Genomic DNA, 19829 nt, shown 5'->3' on the forward strand with positions numbered 1-19829 from the left:
CGGGCATTGATTTGAAGAGAGGGTTGTCGCAAGACAGCCCTCTTTTTTATTTGCGTGAGACCTATGTCCACTAATGATCCCGAACTTTATTTCGCCGAGGATGGCGCGCCACGTTCCGGACTGTTCGGTGATATCTATTATTCCCTGCAAGACGGCCTGAGTGAATCGCACGCCGTTTTCCTGAGCGGTTGCCACATGCCCGATGTCTGGCAAGGCAAAAGCGATTTTTCACTGCTGGAACTTGGCTTTGGCACCGGCCTCAACATCGCTGCGGTGATGCAACTCTGGGCGCAGACACGCGCGCCGGGTGCGCATCTGCATATCTTCTCGGTCGAAGGCTTTCTGATGAGCGCCGAGGATGCCGGCAAGGCGCTGGCGAACTGGCCGGAACTGGCGGATTTTACGCAAGGCTTATTGGCGCAATGGCCGAAACAACGGCGCGGTTTTCACTATATGGATTTCCCGCAATCGGGCGTCAGCCTGACGCTCGGCCTGATGGAGGTTCGCGATGCCCTGACGCAATGGCAAGGCGGCGCCGATGCGGTTTTTCTCGATGGTTTCTCGCCGGCACTTAATCCCGGCATGTGGGGCGAAGATGTGCTGGCTTTGATCGCCACGAAAGTGCGGCCGGGCGCGCGGCTGGCCACTTTTACCGTGGCGGGTTTTGTCAGGCGCGGCTTGCAGGCGGCAGGCTTCGAGATTGAGAAGCATCCGGGCTTCGGACGCAAGCGCGAACGTCTGGAGGCGGTTTTCGCGGGGGAGGTGGTCACGAGGCCTGAGCGCCCGCGCAAACTGGCGATTATCGGCGCAGGCATTGCTGGCTGTGCACTGGTACATCAGGCGCGTGGACTGGGGTTGGACGTTGATCTTTATGACAGCGATGGCGTTGGCAGCGGGGCTTCGGGCAATAGGGCGGCTTTGGTGACGCCGCGCCTTGATGCCGGCGATAACGAGATATCAGCCCTGTTCGCCGATGCCTTTGCCTATGCCGGCCAGCTTTACCGCTGCCTGTGTCCGGAGGCAATCATTGGTGAGGGCGTTCTGCAATGCGAAGCCACGCCGCGCGATGCTTCACGCTTTGAACGCATTGCCGGGCAGGCGGCTTTCGCGCCGGAAGATATTGAGTTGTTTGACGCGGGGGAGGCGGCTGATGTGCCGCAGGCGAAAGGGCTGACCCTCACCACCGCCCTTTGGCTGCGGCCACAGCCGGTGCTGGAGGCCTTGCTGGGAGGCGTGGCGCCCATCATCGTAAAGATTACGGGATTTCAGGCAAGGCCAGAAGGCGGCTACAGCCTGGTAAGCAACGAAGGCGCTAGCCTCGGCCCTTATGATGCGGTCATCTTTGCCTGTGGCGAAGGTGTTTTCGATATGGACTATGCCGCGCGTTATGATCTCAAGCCCGTGCGGGGACAGGTGGAGTGCGTCGCCGATATTGCGCCGTTGGAAAGCGCGCTGAGCTGGGGCGGTTACGCCATCCCGCTCGATGGCGGCTTTCTTTTTGGTGCGACGCACGAACGCGACGATCGCGGCACGGAGGTGCGCGAAGCCGACCGCGCCCGCAATCTCGATAGCCTAGCCAAGGCCATGCCGAAGCGCGCTGCGAGAATCGCGTCTGGCCCGTTTCAATCGCGCGCTTCCATCCGCGTGATGACGCGCGATTACCTCCCGGTAGTGGGATCGGTTGGCGAGGGCATGTATGTGATGACCGGACTGGCGGCGCGCGGCTTCTGTCTCGCACCCTTGCTGGCCAAGGCTTTGCTGGCCGGGATTATCGATGTGCCATCCGTATTGCCCGTGGTCGCGGAAAGTTTACTCAATCCGCAACGGCTGGAGCGTGCATCCAGCGTATAAGTGACAGCCACGATCTGACAAATGTGTTCATCGGCCGTTCAGATTGCGAAGCGTACTTCTGTAAGTCTTGAGGTGCTGTCATGAAAAATTCTACCGCTATCGCCTGTTTGATCGCTGTCGGACTGGGCATTGTCGCTGTGACCGGCGCCGCGCTCGCCATGTCTGCGGGGCGGCCGTCAAGCGATGTCCAGCCGGGCAAGGATCGCTATGCCTGCTTCGATCCGGCGCAGGTGCGCAGTTTCGACACGGTGAGCGATCATAAGATCATCATCACGTCGGACCGTAACGAGGCCTATGAACTGAGCCTGACGGGCATGTGCTTCGGTCTGCAGAGCAGTTTCGGCATCGGCATCCAGTCGCGGATGGGCGGTATGTCCGATATCTGCGGGCCTTTTGATGGTGAGATTGTCTTCCGCGATCATGGCAGCGATCGCATCGAACGGTGCGCGATCAGCCAGGTGCGGCACCTGACCGGCGAGGAAGCGGCGCCCTATGTGGTGAAGCGCAAATCCGAACGCGCGAATTAACGATAGAATTGGGAGAAATGAAAATGACGAACAAGACATATCTGGCCGGCTTTGCCGCCGCAGGACTTCTGGCTGGCGCGCTGGCTATCACGGCGCTTTCCGGCGCGGCGTCGGTTTCGGCGCGTGAAGCGCGTGACGACGATCGTGCTTCTACGCCACGTCAGGCGCCGAAATGCCTCGATGGCCGCAATATCGGCCGCACCCACATGGTCGATGACCATACGCTGCTGGTCTATGATACCTGGGGTAATCCCTATAAGCTCGATGTCGGTGGGCCTTGCCGCAGCATGAACGATTTCTCGACGGTCGGTTTTGAATTCAACGGTTCCGACCAGATTTGCAAGGCGCACGACGCCAAGATCCTGCGTTCGGAGAACGGTTCGCGTCCGGTGAAATGCCTGATCAATGGCGTGGAATTGATCAGCCGCGAAGAAGCCGACGCACTGGATAAGGGGTAAGATTATGAGGCATCTGAGGCTTGTAACGGGCGGTGTTTGCGCCCTGGCAGCGGGCGTTGTGGTGGCGATGACCGCCTGCCAGTCGATGGCGGATGACGACAAGCGCAGCAACAGCGTATCGGGGCGTCAGTGCGTGTCGTCGCCGCTGGAGGATTCCAAGGTCATCGACCGCGAGACCCTGATGCTGACCGATCGTTCTGGCAATGCCGTTCTGCTGCATATGACGGGGCCTTGCCTGCAAAAGAATGAGCCGGTCGGGCTGGAGTTCTTCGGCTCGGCGCGTGTCTGTTCGCCGCTCGACGTTACCGTCACTGGCGATGTAGCCAGTGCTGTGCCTATGCGCTGCATGATCTCGTCGGTCGAGGCCCTGACGAAAGATCAGGTCAAGGAGTATAACAATATGCGCTGATCCCTGCGGGGATCAGTCATTGTCCATCTTGAGGGCGGCGATAAAGGCTTCCTGCGGTATTTCGACCTTGCCGAACTGCCGCATCTTCTTCTTGCCCTCTTTCTGCTTTTCCAGCAGTTTCTTCTTGCGCGTGGCGTCGCCGCCGTAACATTTGGCCGTCACGTCCTTGCGCAGGGCTCGGACGGTTTCGCGGGCGATGATCCGACCGCCGATAGCCGCCTGAATCGGGATGACGAACAGGTGTTGCGGGATCAGTTCACGCATCTTCTCACACATGCCACGGCCGCGCATTTCAGCGCGATCGCGGTGGACCAGCATCGACAAAGCATCGACCGGCTCGGAATTGACGAGGATCGACATCTTGACCAGATCGCCTTCGCGATATTCCTCGATGGTGTAATCGAACGAGGCATAGCCCTTCGAGACAGATTTCAGGCGATCGTAAAAATCGAACACCACTTCATTGAGCGGCAGATTATAGACCACCATGGCGCGGGTGCCGACATAGGACAGGTCGATCTGAACGCCGCGGCGATCCTGGCAGAGCTTGATAATGGCGCCCAGGTAATCGTCCGGGCAGAAGATGGTCGCCTTGATCCACGGTTCCTCGATGCTGGCGATCTTGACCGGATCGGGCATGTCGGCGGGATTGTGCAGGTCGATCACATCGCCGTTGTTCATGTTGATCTTGTAGACGACCGAAGGCGCCGTAGCGATCAGGTCGAGATTGAACTCGCGGCTCAGGCGCTCCTGGATGATTTCGAGATGCAGCAGCCCGAGGAAACCGCAACGGAAGCCGAAGCCCAGAGCGGCAGAGGTTTCCATCTCATAGGAGAAACTGGCGTCGTTGAGGCGGAGGCGGCCCATGGCGGCGCGCAGGTCTTCAAAATCGGCGGCGTCAACCGGGAAGATGCCGCAGAACACCACCGGCTGGACTTCCTTGAAGCCCGTCATGGCGGCAGCCGTCGGCTTGCGCTCGTCGGTGATGGTGTCACCCACGGCGGCATCGGAGACTTCCTTGATCTGGGCGGTGAAGAAGCCGATCTCGCCAGGCCCCAAGCTCTCGACATCGACGGCCTTCGGCTGGAAGACGCCGAGCTTGTCGATCTTGTAGGACGCGCCGGCGTTCATCAGCTTGACCTGCTGACCCGGCTTCATGCGGCCATTGAAGATACGCACCAGAACGATGACGCCGAGATAGGCGTCATACCAGGCATCAACCAGCAAGGCCTTCAGCGGCTCATTTTCCTCACCCTTGGGGGCAGGCAGGCGCTTCACGACGGCTTCGAGCACATCCTCGATGCCGAGGCCGGACTTGGCCGAGCAGAGCACGGCTTCCGAAGCGTCGATACCGATGACATCCTCGATCTGGGCGCGGATACGCTCAGGTTCAGCAGCCGGCAGGTCGATCTTGTTCAAAACCGGCACGATCTCGTGGTTGTTGTCGATGGCCTGATACACATTGGCGAGCGTTTGCGCTTCGACGCCCTGCGAGGCGTCCACGACGAGGATCGAGCCTTCGCAGGCGGCAAGCGAGCGTGACACTTCGTAGGCGAAGTCGACGTGACCCGGCGTGTCCATCAGGTTGAGGATATAGGTCTTGCCGTCCTTGGCCGGGTAGGTGAGGCGGACGGTCTGGGCCTTGATGGTGATACCGCGTTCGCGCTCTATATCCATATTGTCGAGCACCTGCTCCTTCATCTCACGCGCGGTGAGACCGCCGGTGAATTGGATCAGGCGATCGGACAGGGTGGATTTACCGTGGTCGATATGGGCGACGATGGAGAAATTGCGGATCAGGGACAGGTCTGTGCTCATGCGCAGGGCGATAGCATGATGCGCCGCAAGAGGGAAGGGGCAGGTGCCGGTTTCCAGACAGGGCAATATAAGCCTGACCGAACAGGAATATCCTCATTGTCGTCATAATTGTAACTAAATATGTTTCGAATTAATCGCCGGCCACAATGACGCGTGCCGACGGCATTAAGGAGACAAGATCATGGAACTGCAAAATCAGGTCATCATTGTCACGGGCGGCGCGAGTGGTATCGGTCGGAGCAGCGCACTGGCTCTGGCTGCCAAGGGCGCGAACCTCGCCATCGCCGATTTCAACGAAGAAGGCGCTAGGTCGGTTGCGGCAGAGGTCGAGGCGCTGGGTGTGAAAGCCGTTTCTTTTAAGGTCGATGTGTCCAAGCCTGAACAGGTCGAGGCGCTGGTGGAATTTGCGGTTGAAAAGCTCGGCACGCTCAACGGCATTTTCAACAATGCCGGCATCGGTCTGGTGAAGCCTTTCCTGCAAATGGATCCGGCAAGTTATCACAAGGTGATCGATGTTGATCAGCACAGCGTGTATTACGGGATGTACTATACGGCAAAAAAGATGGTTGCGCTGGGTTCCAAGGGTACATTCGTCAATACGGCCTCGATCTACGGCAGCGTGGCAGCGGTGGGAAGTTTCAACTATAATGCTGCCAAGGCCGCTGTCGTCATGATGAGCAAGTCCGGCGCGCTTGAACTCGCTGAATACGGCATTCGTGTCGTTGGCGTGGCGCCAGGCTTTATCAACACGCCCATTCTCGGCCAGGACGAAGCTGTCAAAAATGCACTCGGTTCGCTGCATATGCACGGCGTACTGATCGAACCTGAGAAGGTGGCCAGCGTTGTGGCCTTTCTGTTTACCGATGCAGCCTCAGCAATAAATGGCGTCGCCCTGCCGGTCGACGACGGCTTTTTACAGTTCAAAAGCCGCTAAATTACAGGCTGATCTTACGCTCAGGGTTTTCCATTAACCCTGAGCGTAATTTTTGTGATTGCCAGACTCTCCATATTGCCCCCTTATGCTCGTCAGTAGCTAACTGGCGAAAAGTTCATGAGGTGGCTAGATGAAAACGATCGCTCTTTCAGTCTCGGTAATATGCGGCCTTATGGCGACGCAAACCCTTGCCCAGGATGCAACTGCGAACGGTGGCGGCGTCAAGTGCGCGCCCGTTGCACAGCCTGATCTGGCCGGTGCGCGGGTCTTTACCCGTGACGGTAGCGACTTAAGCGACGCCGGTGAATATCCGCGTCTCGCCAAGACCAGTTCGGTCGAAGGTCCTGCGGCGGTCGATTGTGAAATTGGCGCCGATGGTTTCCTGACACGCTGCATTGTCGCTTCGGAAGGCACAGCCGGCTACGACCTCGGTCAGGGGCTGGCGATCACGGTGCTGAAATGGGCCCAGACCGACACGTCGCGTCCTGATCACCAGCCGGGCGCCTGGCTGCGTTTCACCACCAACTGGAAGTTGGCGCCATCCCAAGTGGCCAGCACGCAGATCGCCAGTGCTCAAGTCCCCAGTGCTCAAGTTCCCAGCACGCAGATTGCCAGCAAGTAGGCTGGCGCTACTTAATTCCAAACAACGTCAATGACACCGCGTCGGCCATGGCCTTATAGCCCGCCTCGGACGGGTGAATGTGATCGCCGCTGTCATACTCAGCCTTAAGATGGTCCAGCTTGGCCGGATCACGCAAGGCAGCATCAAAATCAATCACCGCATCGAAAGCGCCTGACGTCCTGATCCACCTATTGATGGCCTGGCGATCGGCCTCACTGATAGCTTCGGGGTGATAAAAATCCATCCCCATATAGGGCGTGATGGTGCCGCCATAGATCTTCAGGCCGTGGCTGTGCGCCTTGGCGATGATCTGGAGATAGGCGGCTTTGAGCTGGCTCACCATGGCTGCATGGGCGTCGGGTGTGGGCGTGGCCTCCTTGGTCAACATGCCGAGATCATTGACACCCTCAAGCACGATGATATAGCCGACGCCGGACTGGCTCAGCACATCGCGCTCAAAGCGCGCCAAGGCGTTATGGCCGTTACCATCGAGCAGCAGGCGATTACCGCCGATGCCGGCATTGATCACAGTCAGGGGATGCCCCTTGAGGCGCTCGGCCAGACGGTCTGGGAAGCGGCGGTTGCTGTTGGGCGTGATGCCGTAACCATCGGTAATCGAATCGCCGAAGGTGACGATGGCGCGGGTGCCGGCTGGCGCCATGACGTCCACCCCGGCGATATGGAACCAGTGATTGACGGCGGTGGCACCCGGCAGATCGGCCTCGGCGCTGTGATCGCCGCGTGCCAGATACGAGGTGGCGCGTGAGCCGGGATGGCCGGTCTGTTGCGCCGGCGCTTCTGCCATATGGAAGCTGATGGCGAGATCGGCCTGATCGGGCAGGGCTATGGCGATGGGATCGGAGAGATAATCGGCGCCCGCGGGAATGACGATATCGCTCATGCCGCCGAAGGTGACGGCGCGGTCACTGGCCGGATCTATGCCGGCGCCGGCTGAGGACAAGGCGCGCGCGACATGCACGTTTTGCAGGCGCAGCGGCGCGTTACTCATGACGTTCGACAGCTTGATGCGGATCGTGCCGCCGCCTTTTGTGACGCGCACGATCTGACGCAGGGTGACATCAGTGGCGTCGGCCGGGGAGAGGGCGCTGTCGGCGCCGGGTGTCATCTGCGCCGAGGCCCAGGTGCCGACCCACGCGTGCGGTGCTGCCAAAGAACGGGGCAGGGCGAAGGCCGGTGTTGCCAGCAGGCTAAGGCCAAGCAAAAGTGCGGCGCGACGTGTGCCTGACAGCATGTTTCTCTCCCGATCGCCTTGTTCTTGTTAGCGCTAACAGCGCGGCAATTTATGCGCCGAATATCAGGCATAGGCAAGGGCCAACAAAAAGGACCCCAGATGCCGCGGGTGAGAGGGCGGCATCCGGGGCCAGTTGGCCGAAATCAATCGGGGAGAAAGCTTACATGGCAGGCAGGAGCACCTTGTTGACGACGTGGATTACTCCGTTTGACTGGTTGACGTCGGCGATGGTGACTTGCCCTGTGGCGCCGGAGTCATCGGTCAGCCAGATCATGCCGGCGGCATCCTTTTTGGCGATCAGCGAACAGCCGCCGACCGTGGTGATTTTGTAGCTGCCGCCGTTCTGGTCGATCGCGTTGGACAGGTCGATGGCCGACACCTTGCCGGCCACGACGTGACAGGTCAGGATTTTGGTCAGCTTGGCCTTGTTCTCAGGTTTGAGCAGATTATCGACCGTGCCGCCGGGCAGGGTATCAAAGGCGGCATTGGTCGGCGCGAAGACGGTGAACGGGCCGGGGCCGGAGAGGGTATCGACCAGACCAGCGGCCTTGACGGCAGCGACCAGGGTGGTGTGGTCCTTCGAATTGACGGCGTTCTCAACGATGTTTTTCGTCGGGTACATTTCGGCGCCGCCGACCCAAGGGTTCTTCATCGCAGCGTTTGCCATAGGCTTGGCCGCAGCGTTTGTTCCTTCGGCATAGTGCATCTGGTGCGCGGGGTTCTGATCGGGTTGAGCCGGCTTGGAATCCTGCGCCATCGCGGAGGACAAAGAGGCGGCGACGATAAGGGCGGTGATGGAAAGTGTGCGGTACATGGGCGTTCCTTTGTGAAGTCTGTGTGTTGTGTCTTGCAAAAGGATACGTGCCCAATTGGGCGTTGGATGGCCCGCTTATCGCTTCTTAATATTTTCGCAGGCCTTACCACCTGCCTTTCTTATGAGGCGTTGCGCTTGACTCTGGCGGGGTAAATTCTAGCATCACCGGAAACTATTTTCGGAGAGACCCATGTTTAAACGCATCCTGATGATGACCGCGGCCCTGACGCTCATGACCACGCCGGTCATGGCCCAATCGATCAGCGCAGCGCGGATATCGCAGGACGTCAAGGTGCTGTCATCCGACGCCTATGAGGGGCGCGGCATCACCACGCCGGCAGAGCAAAAGACGATCGATTACCTGGCGAAGGGGTTTGCCGCGGCGGGTTTCCAGCCCGGTGGCGACAATGGCGGATGGACGCAGGCCGTGCATCTGCGCCAGTTCATCGTCAGTGATCCGAAACTGGCTTTCAACCTGCCGGACGGCAAGACGTTCGATCTGCATCAGGGGCAGGAGATCACGGTCAATACGCGCGGAGCGCTCAGCGATGTCAGTTTCGACAAGGCGCCGCTGGTCTTCGTCGGCTACGGCGTGACGGCGCCGGAACGCGGCTGGGATGATTTCAAAGGCCTTGATGTGAAGGGCAAGATCCTCGTCGAACTGATCAACGATCCCGATTTCGTCGAGCCGCAACTGATGACCTTCAATGGCAAGGCCATGACCTATTACGGCCGCTGGACCTACAAGTATGAAGAAGCGGCGCGACGCGGCGCGGCCGGCGTGCTGATCATCCATGACACCGATGCCGCCTCTTATGGCTGGGATACGGTGCGTAATTCCAACAACGGCTCGAAGTTCGATATCGTCCGGCCCGATCCTTCGACCGCCAGTCCGAAACTGGAATCGTGGATCAGTCACGAAACGGCCGAGGCCCTGTTCAAGGCAGCCGGGCAGGACCTGGCGGCCCTGCGGGGCAAGGCGCGCGCGAAGGATTTCCAGCCGGTCGAACTCAATGTGTCTTTGAGCGGCAGCTACAAGGTGGCCGCTACGGAGATCACCACGCATAATGTGCTGGCGCGTCTGCCGGGCACCACGCATCCGGACGAGACAATTCTTTACACCGGCCACTGGGACCATCTCGGCATTTGCGCGCCGGAGGCCAAGGACAAGATCTGTAATGGCGCGGTCGATAATGGTACGGGCATTGCCACCTTGCTGGAGATCGCACGCGCTTTCGGTCAGCCCTCAAGCAGCGCAGCGATAGGTCAAAAAAGTGCAAAGAAGCCGGAACGCAGCATCGTCATGGTCGCTTTCACCGCCGAGGAAAGCGGGCTTCTCGGCTCGGAATATTACGCCAGCAATCCGGTCTATCCGCTGAGCAAGACGGTGGCTGGCATTAATATGGATGCGCTGAACGTCAATGGCGCTACCCGGGATATCATTGTTGAGGGCGTCGGTCAGTCTTCACTCGATGACCTGGTCAGCCTTTATGCCAGCGAGCAGCACCGTGTTGTCGTTCCGGAACCTCGCCCCGAAAGCGGTGGCTTCTTCCGTTCCGACCACTTCCCGCTGGTGAAGCGCGGCGTGCCGATGCTGGTGGCCAGTTCGGGCGATGATATGATCAAGGGCGGCAAGGCGGCTGGCGAGGCCTTCAGCAAGAATTACACGGAAAAGCGCTATCACCAGCCGGCGGATGAGTGGTCAGCCAAATGGGACCTGTCGGGTCTGGTCGAGGACGCCACGCTCTATTATCGCATCGGCTCGGCTCTGGCCAATTCTGCTATCTGGCCCGTCTGGCGCGATACGTCCGAATTCAAGGGCGCGCGCGATACCAGCGCCGCTGACCGTAAATGATTACGTTCGAGCAGGTGCGCGAGATCATACTGGCTTTTCCGGGCACGGAAGAGACGATGTCGTGGGACTCGCGATCCTTCAAGGTGAACAAGAAGGTGATCCTGTACTGGAACAGCCAGTATGATTGCCCGGTCTTCAAGGTGCCGTTCGAGGAGCGCGACTTTCTGCTGGAGGTCGATCCGGAGACCTTTTACACTACCGATCACCACAGACCCTGGCCGCTCATACTGGGACGGCCTGATAAGCTCGATATCGATTGGATCAAAACCAATATCGAGCGGGTGTGGCGGGCGCAGGTCTCCAAGACGTTGCTCAAATCCTATGACGCTGAAAGCAAGGGCCGTTAAGCAATATGGCCGGCTTGCGGCGGATCAAGCCCTATTGACGACACATGTCGCTGTCATCGTCAAATCAACCGGGGAATTTGCGCGCGTAAGGGGATGTTAGTAAATACGGCATTAACCTTCATGGCGATACACCCGATCTTTTGAGTTTGAGGAGTTGCCGCATGGAGCGTCGTTCGTTTCTTCTGGCCGGTGTGGCCGCCGCCGCCACGCCCCTGATCGCTGGCCTGGCCCCGCGCCTGGCCATGGCGCAGGATTATCCTGTCGAGAAAGGCCAGCCTGCCGAAAAGCAGGAATATCGCTATTACACGCGTGATGAAATTCTGACCGCAGGTTCGGATTTCCTCGGTGTGACCGTCGAAGCGCTTGGCGGCGCGCTGGAAAAGATCTTCGCCGACTATGGTGATCACCCCACCGCCTATATCGCCGGCACCGAGGCCTCCGGCGCGGTCGGCATCGGCGTGCGCTATGGCAAGGGCAACCTGTTCATGAAGGACGTGCCGGAGCCGACACAACTGTTCTGGCAGGGGCCATCGATCGGTTTCGATACAGGCGCCAACGCCTCGCGCTGCTTTACCCTGATCTATAATCTGCGCGAGCCGATCTTCATGTATCGCCGCTTCCCCGGTGTCGAGGGTTCGGCCTATTTCATCGGCGGTCTCAGCCTGACCTATCAGCGCGCCGAAGGCATAGTGCTGGCGCCCATCCGCGCCGGTGTCGGCTTCCGCCTCGGCGCCAATGTCGGCTATATGAGCTTCTCGAAGAAGCGCCGCGTCATTCCATTGTAAGAGCTCAAACGCCGCATGGCTCGGCGCATCAGCGCCGGCGCGCGGTCGCGCTTGCCGAAACCTCACGGTTTCGGAATTAGACCTCTAATCTTCGACCTTCGCGTGAGCTGATAAAGCCAAGCTCCAGTAATCGCATCACTTTCATCGCGTCCTCTCCGGTCACCGGATTGGGCGCGTTGTCGCGTATGGCCTTCGCCACGGCCTCGTAATAGGCGAGATAATTGCCGGGTGTGGCGCTGATCTCCTGAGGCGCGCCTGCGGAATCATGCTCGACCGGTGTGAAACGTCCGGTGACCGGATCGGTGCCCCAGCCAGGATCGCCCGGTGTACGGCCGGCTTTCAGCATCTCTTCCTGCGTATCCATGCCGAACTTGACGAAGGCGCCTTGTGAGCCCTGCACCTCAAGGCAAGGGCCGTTGATGGTGGTCATCATCGAGCTATGCAGGATAACGCGCAGCGGGCCGTAGCCGAGCGTGGCGTGGAAATAGTCATCAGTCTTTGCACCCGGACGCTGGTCAACAATATCGGCCATAATCCATTCAGGCTGACCGAAAAGGCTCAGGGCCTGATCGAGCAGGTGCGACCCGAGGTCGAACCAGATGCCGGAGCCGGGACCCGCGCGTTCACGCCAGCGATCGCGCACCACGGGCCGCAGACGGTCATAACGCAGGATAAACTGATAAAGGTCGCCGAGGCGCGGACGTAGGGCTTGGAAAGTCAGGTAGTTGTTGTCCCAGCGGCGGCAATGGAAGACCGATACGAGCTTGCCGACCCGCTCGGCATGAGCCAGAACCGATTCGCCTTCCGCTACACTGAGCGCAAAAGGCTTGTCGATGACGACATGCTTGCCGGCTTCCAGCGCTTCGTGGGCCTGTGAGGCGTGAAGGTCGTTTGGTGTGGCGATCACCACCAGTTCGATAGCGGGATCATTGAGGGCGGTGGTGAGATCGGGCGCGACCGTGACACCAGAGATATCTGACAGCACATCGGCAGGGCGTGACGATACGATGGTCGTCAGCTCAAGCCCTTTGGCCGCGCGGATCAGCGGCGCGTGGATGGTCTTGCCGGCATAGCCGTAACCGACCAGCGCTGTCCTGACCCTAGGCATAGTTGAAGCTCACCGAAATGCGGACATCGTCGCTGAGATTGATCGGCACCTCATGGCGCAGCCAGCTTTCCCACAACAACACCGTGCCGGCCAGCGGTGTGGCGCAGACAAAGCTCTGGTGCTCCGGCTTGCCGTTGGCTTTGCGCAGGGGGGCGTTCATCATGAAGCCGAGGCGCGGATCTTCGAGACGCAGGGCGCTTGAGCCTTCGGGGATGGAGACGTAAAACGTGCCGGAAATGACGCTGTGCGGGTGGATATGGCTGGAATGGTGGCCCATCGGTTCCAGAACATTGATCCACATCGAATTGAGCTTGAGCTTGCGGCCATTGAGGTCGAAGTCGAGCTTGTCGGCGAAGGCGGCGACGTGGCTGTCGAGTATGGCTTTCAGGTCGGCGAAGATGCTGGCGCGGGCCGGCAGGTCGTTCAGCGAGGCATAGGAGGTGTAGCCGAGATAGCCCTTGGTCTGCGACCAGGTTGGCCGGACTCATCCTCGTCGGCGATGGCGCGGCAGGTGTCGTCGAGTTCGGCGAGGAAATCCTCAAACTTGGCATCGCCGAGATCGGCGCGGTAAAGCTCGGTGACGAACAGAGGGGTGACGGAGGCGGGGGCTGTTTTGCTCATGGCGTTTCCCTAGGCTGATAGGGCGGGCAGGGCAAGGCTCAAAAGACTTCTGAGGCAGACTGATCCGGGCGGTGAGGATGAGGACCGTAGCGGTTACGCCCTTGTGTGCCGGGAATGATGGCCAGAACGAGGAAAAGTATAAAGCTGTAGAGCAGGCAAGCGTACTGGGTGAAATTATAGATCACATAAGGCAGAAAATTGAAGGGTTGCGTGCGCGAGACGTAATTGAAAAAGACCAGATAACACACCCAGACGACCAAATAGATGGGGATATGTAGGGCGAAAAGGGCGCTGCGGCCAACATCGTGCAGCCGTTTGATCGTAACAGCATATTGCGGCCAAGCGAAAGCCAGTTGAAAGATGACCAGGGTCAGGGAGACAAGTGGTGTCAAAGAGACGCCGGCGTACCGAACCAACAGTATGGCAATGGCAATCAGTTTCATAGGCAGTGCGAAGGCTATGAATGGCTTTCGCGCCAAGCGGCCAGCTAACGAAAAGAAAAACCACCAGAAGCGAAACTTGGCTTGTGACTCAGGCATAAAAATCCCCCTGCCTAAATCCTAACAGCCGCACATGGTCACGTCTACTCCACCGTCGGGCAATCGCCGGCCAGTTTACGCTGATAGGCGTCGACCAGGGCCGTATAGGGGGGCACAAAGGCGTTGGCCGTCAGTTGCGTGCCGTCGGCCAGTTGTTCGGCCTGCGCGATACGCACCTCGAAATGCAGGTGGATGGTGGTATATTGCTGCACGCCGTTGGAAACGCCGAGATTGTTCGACACGAGACCGAGCTTTTGCCCGCGCTTCACCGCATCGCCAACCGTCACCTTGACCGAACTTTTCTGCATATGCAGGTAACGGTAAATGCGGTGCGGTGCGCCGTTGCCGGTGACGGCTACGGTATAGGAACCGACCTGCGTGACAACGCCGTCCTCGGCCGCCACGGCCCAGTACATATTGGCCTTGCAGGTGGTTGGGCGAATGTCCTGGCCCTGGTGGCCCTGACCGCTGGCACAGACCGGATTGTTCCAGCCGCGCGCCTCGCAGAAATTGTCCTTCCACGGATAGGCGTAGTTGACCGGATCGCACTGGACGCCGTGATTGCTGGCCGTGGTGGTGGGGTAATGGTCGCCGCCGGGGCTATAGACCTGCGAATTGGCGTAGACGGGCGTCTGGGCCATCGGGAAGCAGATGCCGGGTGCCCAGTTGCTGATATCGGTGTAGCCGCTGCCAGAGCCGGCGACGAGGGCGGTCGCGGCGCCATGTGGGAAGTCGACCATGGCGACTTCGGAAGCTGATTCGGATGCCACTTCTGATGCGGCATCGGACGCTTCCGCGCTTTCCACGCTGTCCGCGCTTTCGGCTTCGCTCGCTGAGGTGCTGGCGTCACCGCCATCGACCGGCGGCTTGCTGTCACAGGCGTTCATACCGAACAGCATGGCGGCGAGGAAGATGGCGACATTGATGGGATGATGGCGCATGATCAACTCGCCTTCGTCAGCTTGCGTATCGACTGGACGGCCCCGTCCAGCCAGTTGGCGGGCTTTGGGACCGCCTTATTGGCTTCCGCCTGGGCTTCAGCACCGAGGGTGACGTCATCGAATTGCGCGATGGCGTTGCGGATATAGCCATCGCTCTGGCAATCGGGACTTTTGATGTCGTCGCAACTGACATCGAGGCTGTAGACCACGCCGTAGCGCGTGAAGGTGCCGGTCCAGCCGTCCTCCATCTGACTGATGCGGACGTCCTCGACCACATTGAGCAAGCGTGCGACAGGTCTTTTCGACACGGCGCCGGCCTCGGCCGGCACGAAGGAGCGGTTGCCGTACATGGTGATCTGCACGCCCTTGGCCTGCGGCATGTTGAGCGCGTAGGCATCACCAAAGCTCACCAGTTTGGCCTTGGCGGCATCAATCACGCCGGCGCGCGGCAGAATGACGGGGAGGCGGGTGCGGTCGAGTTCGGCCTTGGGCAGGCGCGCCAATATGCCATCTGACTTGCGCAAGGACTTTTGCTGGCTGGCGCGATCGAGGGCGGCCTGCCACTGCACCCGTGCGGGCGGCAGCGCCTTGCGTAAAAGAATAGGGCGGCCATTTCGGAGGTCACCGCGGAAGGTGGAACTGGCCTGCTGATTGGTGGTAACCTGCTGCGCCTCAGCGCTGTAAAACACGGCACCGGCGCCCATCGTCAGCGCGACGACAGCGGCTGCCACGGCAGCAATCTGCTTTTTGGACACGTCAAAGCCTCCCCATCCATCCCACAGCGCCAACCTGGCGCCGTCACCCACAGAGCAGGTTAACAAAAAGTTAACAGCCTGTCACGCGTGAATAAGGAAATGGATGAAGAGGCTTTACCTCGCTGGCCTTGGGAGAGGTTTATTTCTCCAGTTCGAAGGTCGCCGACACGTTGACGCTCAGTTGCAACTCGCCGGAAGAGACGGGCGTCGAAGAATCAGCAACCTTACGTACCGACATCATCATCGGCTGCGGCTGGTTGTAGACCGGACCACCTTCATCGATCGTGATGATGCGTTTGACCTTCATGCCGGTGGCGGTCGCATAGAGATTGGCGCGCTTGAGCAGGGTGGCGATGGCGGCCTGACGGGCCTGATCGAGCACGGCTTCATCATTCTTCAGGTCGAAGGTGATAGCATTGACCTGATTGATGCCAGCCTTGATCACGGCGTCGATGACCGGGCCAGTGCGGGTCAGATCGTTGACGCGCACGGTGATCTGGTTCTGGGCCTGATAGCCGGTCAGTTTCGGGGCCTGACCATCGGTGTATTCATACTGCGGGTTCAAGTTGAGGCTTGAGGTCTGGATGTCCTTGGCAGCGATCCCGGCGTCCTTGAGGGCGGCCATGACCGTGTTCATGCGGACATTATTGCCCTTCATGGCTTCGGAAGCGCTGGAGCCTTGCGTCACCACGGCGAAATTGATCGTGGCCATGTCGGGCGTGGCGCTGACTTCGCCGGAGGCATTGAGGCTGAGCGTGCTGGGCGCCGGCATGATCATAACGGGCATCTGGGTAGCGCCTTGAGCGCTTGCCATCAGAGGGGCGGCGGCCATTCCGGCCACAAGGGCGCCTAAAGCGAAGGATTTCAGCAGGGCGGATTTGGCGTTACGGATGGCGGTCATGTGGATGGTCTTTCTTTATATTGGGTCGCATGTCGATAGGACAGTCCGCAGCTTGCATCGTTTGTATGACGCTTATCTGCGGTAAACTCATAATGGCGCAAGCTGCATGAATGTGGCCTGAACAGCGTGGATAGCTAAAAAATGGGGTTTAAATCATGTGTCGTGCATGTTAGGCACGGCCTCCCTTCGGGCGCCTTGGCGTTTTGGGGGCGAGTAGCTCAATGGTTAGAGCCGACCGCTCATAACGGTCTGGTTGGGGGTTCGAGTCCCTCCTCGCCTACCAACACCTTTTTCCAATAGATCCCATATGTATTCAAAATTCCTTATTTCAAAAGGGAATATTGAAATTTCTCGTCCCTTGGTGTACCGTTAAATGTCACCTGTTCTCATGTATTTGTTGGTATGTTTAGGTGAGATACCAACACGGTTTGGCCGGGATACCAACACATGTCGCTCAGCGAATTAAGAATTAAGGCGTTGAAGCCTGCCGAAAAGGCTAAAAAATATTCTGACGGTGAGGGGCTTCATATCCTTGTGACACCTTCTGGCGGAAAACTCTGGCGCTTGGCCTACCGTTTTGAGGGCAAACAGAAGTCACTAACCTTTGGAGCTTATCCGCATGTGAAGCTTCTTGACGCTCGCCGCTTGAAGGATGATGCCAAGCGATTGTTGGCGCAGGGTGTTGATCCGTCCGCTAAGGCGCCCGCTAAAGAGAAGGCTAAATCGATTAGCTTTGAGTTCGATGGCGCGTGAATGGTTCAACTTAAAGCAGGGCGCTTGGGTCGACCATCACAGCAGCCGGATTATCTCTGGCTTGGAGAGAGATGTATTTCCGGTTCTAGGTGCGAAATTGATAACTGAAATCGAGCCTCCCGAAGTCTTGGCTGCGATTCGAACGGTGGAGGATCGAGGCGCCATCGACACGGCCAAACGCCTCCGCCAGACCATCAGTTCAATCTTCAGGTACGCTATTGCCAACGGAAAGGCGAAGTACGATCCAGCAGCTTCCCTCCATAACGCGATGCGACCGGCACCGAAGGTCAAGCATCAACCGAGTATTCGGGAAAAGGAATTGCCCGAGTTTATTCGTGCGCTGCGCCAATACGATGGTGAGGAAACGACCAAGATTGCCATTGAGTTGGTCCTGCACACGTTTGTGCGGACAAGCGAAATCCGCTTTGCAAAGTGGGCAGAAATCGAAGGAGATGTTTGGCGTATTCCAGAATCAAGGATGAAGATGGGGCGTGAGCACATTGTTCCTTTGACCCCGCAGGTAAAACGGATGCTTGATCGCTTGAGCGAACTGGGTGGTCAAAGCGATTGGATTGCGCCGGGCCCGCAAGGCAAGCCAATGAGTGAAAACACGATGCTCTTTGCGTTATACCGCATGGGATATCATTCGCGGCTGTCGATCCATGGTCTCCGCAGCACGGCATCAACCATTCTAAACGAGAGTGGTCTATTCAATTCTGACTGGATTGAACGGCAACTCGCGCACGTGGAGGAGAACAAAATTCGGGGCGCATACAATGCTGCCGAGTATCTCCAAAAACGCGCTGAAATGATGCATTGGTGGTCAAACCACCTAGAATGCCTAACGCCGATCACCTGATGCTATTTTTAGGCGTCCTTAGGGCGGTAGCCCGGTTTAGTCTAGGCATTACAGCCTCTGACTTCAACGCTCAGGTGTGCGCATTTTCAGGCCGAGAACGTTCTTTCCAGTATTTTTGTGTAGCTAGAATCCGGCAAAATGCTGTGGCTTGTGTGACACAGGAGTTTGAACCGAGTAACGTTTCTAAATACAAAGCATGAACCACTATTTGAACCGGATGTATAAATCCTACTACTTCCAAATTTATTGCTTACACCGCTGACGTAACGCCTGCGTCTACTTGACATGGCAATAACTGAACCAGACTTGCTAATTATTATAAATAGTCTCCAAGTCAATATAGATGCAAAAGATGAATATATTAAAACAAGTTTGATAAAAATGCTTTCTGGCGGGTAGGCTGCACTTCCACTTGGAATGAAGTCAAAGAGTAGAAATTTCAGCAGATAAAACAGCAAAAATGCGTAAGTATAGAAGAATGTGTCTTTCCAGAATTTCCGACGCACGCCTCTTACACCGCCTATCTCAAAATATGCAGGCAGCAGAAATGTTCGGCGTAATTTTAAGGCAAAGTGACGCATAAAAACCTGGACTAGTTGGGCCGTTAGGCCAAGGCTATCGCGACAATTCGACTGGACTGATAGAGCCAAGGAGGGATGTCTTGATGGGCTTCGTGTTGTACTATCGGACGTAGGCGTAAACTTCTCTGACGATCTGGTCGACTATGGTGGCTCCCTAACTCATATCTCCGGTGGAATATGCTGCGCGAGGTTCATGGCGTCATGGAGTATTCTTAGCACCTCGATAAATGGCTCGTCTTTGGCACGGTACATTATGAAATGCCGGGCACTCTTCCCTCGTCGGGCAATGTGCAGGCTGCGAAGATTTGGTAGTATGTCGCCACGTTCAACACTTCCCAACACATCTGGTCCCTCAGTCAGACTTTCGAGGGCATCCGTCAAAATATCCTGATAAAGCCGAGCTTGCCCTCCGCCAAAGGTATCTTGCGTATAGGTCAGTATACGGGCGAAATCTGCCTCTGCCTCAAAAGAAAGGCGTATACGCCATTTTGTCACGAACGGCGCTCACCTAGGGCGGTGTCCGCTACAGTACTTAGATGGGCTTTCAATAGGCAAGAGTCAGAAAACTCTATGTAATCGCCGCGCTCGATCGCAGAGATCCCAACGTATGCGGCTTGACGAAGTAGCGCCAATTTGGCGGCACCTTCGGCTTCGCGGCTTTCAACAAGACGTAATCCTTCACGCATAACTTCACTGGCATTTTGATAACGCCCGCTTTGAACCAATTCAGCGATCAGGCTCTCATGGTGGTCGGTCAAAACTACATTGCGAGTCGGCATGTCTAATCTCCTTAGTCTAATCAGTGTAGCATACTGGCATAATATGCCAATAGGTGCGTGGCCGTGATTTGCCAGCGGCCAAGTGCTAACGTTAGGGGGGATGAAACCTGCGGATCGATCGTTTGGCGCCTTATTGAAGCAGTTGCTTTGGAGAGACGCATATGCGATCGATCCGGGGTTAGGGTAAGATATCTATGATCAAAGGTGCAATAATTGAAAGTAAGATTTAAAAATTTATTTAAGTACAAATCCTATTGGTCGGTCAATGGTGTAAGGTCTGTAAGGTATAAGCTATTTACAGATCCTACGTTTTACATCGG

21 protein-coding genes, 1 tRNA gene and 1 pseudogene are annotated in these 19829 nt (G+C 57.8%); 12 read left to right on the forward strand and 11 right to left on the reverse strand.

Features of this window, described 5'->3' with window-relative positions:
• Positions 1-63: 63 nt before the first annotated feature.
• The 4 genes from mnmC (at position 64) to ABQ278_RS07695 (ending at position 3245) form a co-directional block, all read left to right on the forward strand.
• On the forward strand, positions 64-1851 hold the full coding sequence (gene mnmC, locus ABQ278_RS07680) for an FAD-dependent 5-carboxymethylaminomethyl-2-thiouridine(34) oxidoreductase MnmC (RefSeq protein WP_349321956.1): 1788 nt from the start codon (positions 64-66) through the stop codon (positions 1849-1851).
• 80 nt (positions 1852-1931) lie between these two features.
• Positions 1932-2378, forward strand: coding sequence for a DUF6491 family protein (locus ABQ278_RS07685; protein ID WP_349321957.1), 447 nt, complete (start codon positions 1932-1934; stop codon positions 2376-2378).
• Between the two features lie 23 nt (positions 2379-2401).
• Complete coding sequence (locus tag ABQ278_RS07690) at positions 2402-2836, forward strand: DUF6491 family protein (protein ID WP_349321958.1); 435 nt, start codon at positions 2402-2404, stop codon at positions 2834-2836.
• Positions 2837-2840: 4 nt separating this feature from the next.
• Complete coding sequence (locus tag ABQ278_RS07695) at positions 2841-3245, forward strand: DUF6491 family protein (RefSeq protein ID WP_349321959.1); 405 nt, start codon at positions 2841-2843, stop codon at positions 3243-3245.
• A gap of 12 nt (positions 3246-3257) precedes the next feature.
• Here the strand turns inward: ABQ278_RS07695 and lepA are convergent, their stop codons facing one another.
• Positions 3258-5063, reverse strand: coding sequence for a translation elongation factor 4 (gene lepA / locus ABQ278_RS07700; protein ID WP_018079872.1), 1806 nt, complete (start codon positions 5061-5063; stop codon positions 3258-3260).
• A gap of 181 nt (positions 5064-5244) precedes the next feature.
• Here lepA and ABQ278_RS07705 point away from each other — a divergent pair, with 181 nt between their 5' ends.
• Together ABQ278_RS07705 and ABQ278_RS07710 are read left to right on the forward strand one after the other, a co-directional pair.
• The gene (locus ABQ278_RS07705) at positions 5245-5997 is read left to right on the forward strand and encodes an SDR family NAD(P)-dependent oxidoreductase (RefSeq protein ID WP_349321960.1); all 753 of its coding nucleotides are present in this window, start codon (positions 5245-5247) and stop codon (positions 5995-5997) included.
• A 130-nt stretch (positions 5998-6127) separates the two neighbouring features.
• Positions 6128-6619, forward strand: coding sequence for a hypothetical protein (locus tag ABQ278_RS07710; protein WP_349321961.1), 492 nt, complete (start codon positions 6128-6130; stop codon positions 6617-6619).
• Positions 6620-6626: 7 nt separating this feature from the next.
• Here the strand turns inward: ABQ278_RS07710 and ABQ278_RS07715 are convergent, their stop codons facing one another.
• Positions 6627-7871 (reverse strand): SGNH/GDSL hydrolase family protein, encoded by a 1245-nt coding sequence (locus ABQ278_RS07715; RefSeq protein ID WP_349321962.1) that lies wholly within the window; start codon positions 7869-7871, stop codon positions 6627-6629.
• Between the two features lie 160 nt (positions 7872-8031).
• Positions 8032-8685, reverse strand: coding sequence for a fasciclin domain-containing protein (locus tag ABQ278_RS07720; RefSeq protein ID WP_349321963.1), 654 nt, complete (start codon positions 8683-8685; stop codon positions 8032-8034).
• Between the two features lie 190 nt (positions 8686-8875).
• On the opposite strand from ABQ278_RS07720, the gene ABQ278_RS07725 reads away from it, so the two are divergent.
• The 3 genes from ABQ278_RS07725 to ABQ278_RS07735 all read left to right on the forward strand — a co-directional run bounded on the left by ABQ278_RS07725 (position 8876) and on the right by ABQ278_RS07735 (position 11672).
• Positions 8876-10540, forward strand: a complete 1665-nt coding sequence (locus ABQ278_RS07725; protein ID WP_349321964.1) for a M28 family metallopeptidase — start codon at positions 8876-8878, stop codon at positions 10538-10540.
• Entirely contained in the window at positions 10537-10887 is a 351-nt protein-coding gene (locus tag ABQ278_RS07730; protein ID WP_349321965.1) for an MmcQ/YjbR family DNA-binding protein, read from the forward strand. Before ABQ278_RS07725 ends, ABQ278_RS07730 begins: the two co-directional genes overlap by 4 nt.
• Before the next feature lie 161 nt (positions 10888-11048).
• Entirely contained in the window at positions 11049-11672 is a 624-nt protein-coding gene (locus ABQ278_RS07735) for an EipA family protein (RefSeq protein ID WP_349321966.1), read from the forward strand.
• A gap of 76 nt (positions 11673-11748) precedes the next feature.
• Here the strand turns inward: ABQ278_RS07735 and ABQ278_RS07740 are convergent, their stop codons facing one another.
• The 6 genes and pseudogenes from ABQ278_RS07740 to ABQ278_RS07765 form a co-directional block, all read right to left on the reverse strand.
• Positions 11749-12780, reverse strand: a complete 1032-nt coding sequence (locus ABQ278_RS07740) for an oxidoreductase (RefSeq protein ID WP_349321967.1) — start codon at positions 12778-12780, stop codon at positions 11749-11751.
• Positions 12773-13401 (reverse strand): annotated as a pseudogene (locus ABQ278_RS07745) (TIGR02466 family protein). The gene ABQ278_RS07740 and the pseudogene ABQ278_RS07745 overlap by 8 nt, the downstream one beginning before the upstream one ends.
• Positions 13402-13439: 38 nt before the next feature.
• On the reverse strand, positions 13440-13940 hold the full coding sequence (locus ABQ278_RS07750) for a DUF805 domain-containing protein (RefSeq protein WP_349321968.1): 501 nt from the start codon (positions 13938-13940) through the stop codon (positions 13440-13442).
• 44 nt (positions 13941-13984) lie between these two features.
• Positions 13985-14881, reverse strand: coding sequence for a M23 family metallopeptidase (locus tag ABQ278_RS07755; protein WP_349321969.1), 897 nt, complete (start codon positions 14879-14881; stop codon positions 13985-13987).
• A gap of 2 nt (positions 14882-14883) precedes the next feature.
• A complete protein-coding gene (locus ABQ278_RS07760) occupies positions 14884-15636 on the reverse strand; it encodes a hypothetical protein (protein WP_349321970.1) in 753 nt (250 codons plus the stop codon).
• A gap of 139 nt (positions 15637-15775) precedes the next feature.
• Positions 15776-16537 (reverse strand): SIMPL domain-containing protein, encoded by a 762-nt coding sequence (locus tag ABQ278_RS07765; protein ID WP_349321971.1) that lies wholly within the window; start codon positions 16535-16537, stop codon positions 15776-15778.
• Between the two features lie 207 nt (positions 16538-16744).
• Here ABQ278_RS07765 and ABQ278_RS07770 point away from each other — a divergent pair.
• The 3 genes from ABQ278_RS07770 to ABQ278_RS07780 all read left to right on the forward strand — a co-directional run bounded on the left by ABQ278_RS07770 (position 16745) and on the right by ABQ278_RS07780 (position 18149).
• Positions 16745-16820 (forward strand) — tRNA-Ile (locus ABQ278_RS07770).
• Between the two features lie 164 nt (positions 16821-16984).
• Positions 16985-17290 carry an Arm DNA-binding domain-containing protein gene (locus ABQ278_RS07775; RefSeq protein WP_349321972.1) on the forward strand — a complete coding sequence of 102 codons (306 nt, stop codon included), beginning with the start codon at positions 16985-16987 and terminating at the stop codon, positions 17288-17290.
• Positions 17280-18149 (forward strand): phage integrase central domain-containing protein, encoded by an 870-nt coding sequence (locus tag ABQ278_RS07780; protein ID WP_349321973.1) that lies wholly within the window; start codon positions 17280-17282, stop codon positions 18147-18149. Before ABQ278_RS07775 ends, ABQ278_RS07780 begins: the two co-directional genes overlap by 11 nt.
• 740 nt (positions 18150-18889) lie before the next feature.
• On the opposite strand, the gene ABQ278_RS07785 is transcribed toward ABQ278_RS07780, so the two are convergent.
• On the reverse strand, positions 18890-19225 hold the full coding sequence (locus ABQ278_RS07785) for a type II toxin-antitoxin system RelE/ParE family toxin (RefSeq protein WP_349321974.1): 336 nt from the start codon (positions 19223-19225) through the stop codon (positions 18890-18892).
• On the reverse strand, positions 19222-19509 hold the full coding sequence (locus ABQ278_RS07790; RefSeq protein ID WP_349321975.1) for a type II toxin-antitoxin system ParD family antitoxin: 288 nt from the start codon (positions 19507-19509) through the stop codon (positions 19222-19224). The genes ABQ278_RS07785 and ABQ278_RS07790 overlap by 4 nt, the downstream gene beginning before the upstream one ends.
• Positions 19510-19829: the final 320 nt, after the last annotated feature.

Origin of the sequence: Asticcacaulis sp. MM231 (assembly GCF_964186625.1) — a bacterium.
Lineage (GTDB): Bacteria > Pseudomonadota > Alphaproteobacteria > Caulobacterales > Caulobacteraceae > Asticcacaulis.

What these genes read in the sequence shown, in the direction of transcription:
- mnmC (WP_349321956.1), top strand. Translation starts at nt 64, where the DNA reads ATGTCCACTAATGATCCCGAACTTTATTTCGCCGAGGATGGCGCGCCA.
- ABQ278_RS07685 (WP_349321957.1), top strand. Translation starts at nt 1,932, where the DNA reads ATGAAAAATTCTACCGCTATCGCCTGTTTGATCGCTGTCGGACTGGGC.
- ABQ278_RS07690 (WP_349321958.1), top strand. Translation starts at nt 2,402, where the DNA reads ATGACGAACAAGACATATCTGGCCGGCTTTGCCGCCGCAGGACTTCTG.
- ABQ278_RS07695 (WP_349321959.1), top strand. Translation starts at nt 2,841, where the DNA reads ATGAGGCATCTGAGGCTTGTAACGGGCGGTGTTTGCGCCCTGGCAGCG.
- lepA (WP_018079872.1), bottom strand. Translation starts at nt 5,063, where the DNA reads ATGAGCACAGACCTGTCCCTGATCCGCAATTTCTCCATCGTCGCCCAT.
- ABQ278_RS07705 (WP_349321960.1), top strand. Translation starts at nt 5,245, where the DNA reads ATGGAACTGCAAAATCAGGTCATCATTGTCACGGGCGGCGCGAGTGGT.
- ABQ278_RS07710 (WP_349321961.1), top strand. Translation starts at nt 6,128, where the DNA reads ATGAAAACGATCGCTCTTTCAGTCTCGGTAATATGCGGCCTTATGGCG.
- ABQ278_RS07715 (WP_349321962.1), bottom strand. Translation starts at nt 7,871, where the DNA reads ATGCTGTCAGGCACACGTCGCGCCGCACTTTTGCTTGGCCTTAGCCTG.
- ABQ278_RS07720 (WP_349321963.1), bottom strand. Translation starts at nt 8,685, where the DNA reads ATGTACCGCACACTTTCCATCACCGCCCTTATCGTCGCCGCCTCTTTG.
- ABQ278_RS07725 (WP_349321964.1), top strand. Translation starts at nt 8,876, where the DNA reads ATGTTTAAACGCATCCTGATGATGACCGCGGCCCTGACGCTCATGACC.
- ABQ278_RS07730 (WP_349321965.1), top strand. Translation starts at nt 10,537, where the DNA reads ATGATTACGTTCGAGCAGGTGCGCGAGATCATACTGGCTTTTCCGGGC.
- ABQ278_RS07735 (WP_349321966.1), top strand. Translation starts at nt 11,049, where the DNA reads ATGGAGCGTCGTTCGTTTCTTCTGGCCGGTGTGGCCGCCGCCGCCACG.
- ABQ278_RS07740 (WP_349321967.1), bottom strand. Translation starts at nt 12,780, where the DNA reads ATGCCTAGGGTCAGGACAGCGCTGGTCGGTTACGGCTATGCCGGCAAG.
- ABQ278_RS07750 (WP_349321968.1), bottom strand. Translation starts at nt 13,940, where the DNA reads ATGCCTGAGTCACAAGCCAAGTTTCGCTTCTGGTGGTTTTTCTTTTCG.
- ABQ278_RS07755 (WP_349321969.1), bottom strand. Translation starts at nt 14,881, where the DNA reads ATGCGCCATCATCCCATCAATGTCGCCATCTTCCTCGCCGCCATGCTG.
- ABQ278_RS07765 (WP_349321971.1), bottom strand. Translation starts at nt 16,537, where the DNA reads ATGACCGCCATCCGTAACGCCAAATCCGCCCTGCTGAAATCCTTCGCT.
- ABQ278_RS07775 (WP_349321972.1), top strand. Translation starts at nt 16,985, where the DNA reads ATGTCGCTCAGCGAATTAAGAATTAAGGCGTTGAAGCCTGCCGAAAAG.
- ABQ278_RS07780 (WP_349321973.1), top strand. Translation starts at nt 17,280, where the DNA reads ATGGCGCGTGAATGGTTCAACTTAAAGCAGGGCGCTTGGGTCGACCAT.
- ABQ278_RS07790 (WP_349321975.1), bottom strand. Translation starts at nt 19,509, where the DNA reads ATGCCGACTCGCAATGTAGTTTTGACCGACCACCATGAGAGCCTGATC.